Annotated in this window: 3 protein-coding genes; all 3 read left to right on the top strand. The window is 50.1% G+C overall.

What is annotated here, in order from left to right:
• A partial coding sequence (gene queC, locus HWQ67_RS20670) for a 7-cyano-7-deazaguanine synthase QueC (RefSeq protein ID WP_218253707.1) occupies positions 1 to 719 on the top strand: 719 nt, incomplete at its 5' end.
• Positions 652 to 951, top strand: a complete 300-nt coding sequence (locus tag HWQ67_RS16115) for a hypothetical protein (RefSeq protein ID WP_218253708.1) — start codon at positions 652 to 654, stop codon at positions 949 to 951. The genes queC and HWQ67_RS16115, both read left to right, overlap by 68 nt.
• Positions 932 to 2,567, top strand: a 1,636-nt coding sequence (locus HWQ67_RS16110; protein WP_255317326.1) for a DNA polymerase, incomplete at its 3' end; no start/stop codon positions are given. The genes HWQ67_RS16115 and HWQ67_RS16110, both read left to right, overlap by 20 nt.

Raw genomic sequence — 2,567 nt, 5'->3', positions numbered from 1 at the left:
TGAGTGGTGGTCAAGACAGTGCGACCTGCCTAGCCTGGGCTAAACAGAAGTACCAGCAGGTCGAAGCCATTACCTTTAACTACGGCCAACGGCATGCGGTCCAAGAAAATCGTTGCGCCTACCAATTGGCAGAACTTGCCGACGTCAGGCTAACAATGCAACCCATGGCAGTCCCACAAGCCCCTAGTGCGCTAACCGGAGGTGGCCCAATAAGCCTTTCTCATCCAGTGAACCCTAACCTGCCGGCCTCATTCCTGCCGGGTAGAAACTACCTGCTGTTGGGCTATGCCGCCGCTTATGCCTACGGGCAGGGTATACACAATCTTATTATTGGGGTGAGCCAGACCGATTATAGTGGCTATCCAGACTGTCGTAGCAAGACAATCGCCCACATCGAAAGCGCCCTTGACTATGCCCTTGACTATTGTATTACCATCGAGGCTCCACTGTTGCACCTTAGCAAAGCTCAGACCGTCAGGTTGATGAAACAGTTAGGCAAGTTGGGCTGGTATATGTGGACCCACACCTGTTATGAGGGCCAACGTCCGCCCTGTGGCGAATGTCCAGCCTGTGTGTTGAGGGCCAAAGGATTTCAAGAGGCTCGTGAACAGGATCCGCTAACCCTTTTACTGGAAGAGGAGGCACAGACAAATGTACAAAGCATTAGAAGACGTCCTAATGATGGCAAGAAACCGAGCCGCAGCAGGAAAAGGTCGTGAGCGACATGGTACAGGTGAGCCTTTCCACCAACAGCCAATCTGTCAGGAACTGAGACATATGGGCCTCGAACCGGCTATATACCAAGTGCGGAAAAAAGCTTTGGAACTATTGCGGTTCAAAGGTAAGAGGGCCAGAGACCGACGGACGGCCGAACTGTTGGACATCATAGTATATGCAGCTGCCGCCGTCATTGTAAATGAGGAGGGCCAGGATGGCAGTAAAACACCCTGAGTGCTTGTGCAACGATTGCACACTTGAACCCTACAAATGGGTCCCGTGGTACAACCCGTCCCTCAGACAGTTACCTGTGTTGTGGGTAGGTGAGGGCCCAGGAGAGACAGAAACTATAACCGGTATACCGTTTACAGGCGGCGCAGGTAAGATGCACTACGGCCTTTGCAAACAGGCCGGTATCAACAAGCAAATGTGTCCACATACCAACATTGTCAGTTGTAGGCCTCCAGAAAACCGGGTACCCACCGATCTAGAAGTGAGGTGTTGCTTTGGCCGCCTGAAACAAGAAATCCTTATCCTCAAGCCTCGACTCATCATAGCGTTGGGCGAGACAGCCATGCGAGCCTTGACCAAAGAGAGGGGCATTATGTCCCAACGGGGCCGGTACATCCAACTTCGTGACGAATACGATCACGACTGCAAAGTTCTGTGTACTATGCACCCATCCTTCGTTATGCGTAGTAGGCAGTGGATCCCTACAGCAGTGGCCATTTACAAGTCCATATTCGGTTACCTACAGGGAAAGGAGGTGAAAAAGTTTGACCCACTAATCATTCGCGACCCCAACGCAGAAGAGTTGAGAGATTACCTTTATAAGGACACACCGCCCGACATGATATTCGCAGTAGACACAGAGACGTCGGGCCTTAACACTTTAGCTGACCAGATTATAGGCTACTCCTTTTCAAAGGACGGTCGGACCGCCGTAGCTATAAAGTTTAAAGGTGGCAAGGACGATCCAAGGTGGCAGGTATGTAAGGAGTTTTTGGAAGACCCGTCCAAAGGCAAATGCTGGCAGAACGGCTCATTCGACACTGAAATAGCAAGGACGTGGGGCATTATCGACCAGGGCTTCATCTATGATACCCGTCTGGCCGAACAGATGATCCATAGTGACTTGCCGAGCGACCTTGATTTTTTGAGGGCACAGTATACACAAATACCTCCTTACAAACCACCTAAACGCGAGATGCGGACTATTGGGCAGTGGGGCCTAGAAAAACTACTTGATTATGCAGCTATGGACGCAGTAACAACCTACGAGGTAATGCAGAACCAAATAGGCCTACTGAGTGAAAAGCAGCTCCAGTTGATGCAATCATTGTTGATACCTCTAGTAAGGGCCATCGGTAGAATTGAACGGCGTGGGTTTAGGGTGAATGAAGAGACGATGGCTGCTTTGTATGTCAAGCTGGGCCCTACCGTAGAGGCAATTGAAAAAGAATTCTGGGCTGCCGGCGTCAACCCTAGGTCCCCAATACAGCTGAAAGAGTTCCTAGGTACTAAGTCGACCAACGAAGAAACTCTTGAATACCATATTAAGAGACAGGACCACCCGAAACAGGAATGGATGGAGAAACTGCTACGGTTTCGTAAATACGACGTTCTGCTAAGCAAATACATAGTAGGCGTTCATCAGCGGATGGTCAATGGTCGGATTCATACCCACTTCAAGATTGAGGGTACTGGAACTGGTAGGCTCTCGTCGGAGAACCCCAATTTGCAAAACGTTCCTGATGAAATGAGGATGATTTATGAACCAGACCCTGGGTATATCCTATTAAGTGCTGACTATAGCCAAATCGAATTGTGGGTAGGTGCTTTGCTGGCCG

Source organism: Candidatus Magnetobacterium casense, assembly GCF_019173545.1.
Classification (GTDB): Bacteria; Nitrospirota; Thermodesulfovibrionia; order Thermodesulfovibrionales; family Magnetobacteriaceae; genus Magnetobacterium; species Magnetobacterium cryptolimnobacter.
The sequence above is the reverse complement of the archived record's forward strand: the minus strand, read 5'-3'. Positions and strand labels throughout refer to the sequence as shown.

Bases quoted from the DNA above. Each gene is read 5' to 3' on its own strand.
- HWQ67_RS16115 (WP_218253708.1), top strand. From the start codon at position 652: ATGTACAAAGCATTAGAAGACGTCCTAATGATGGCAAGAAACCGAGCC.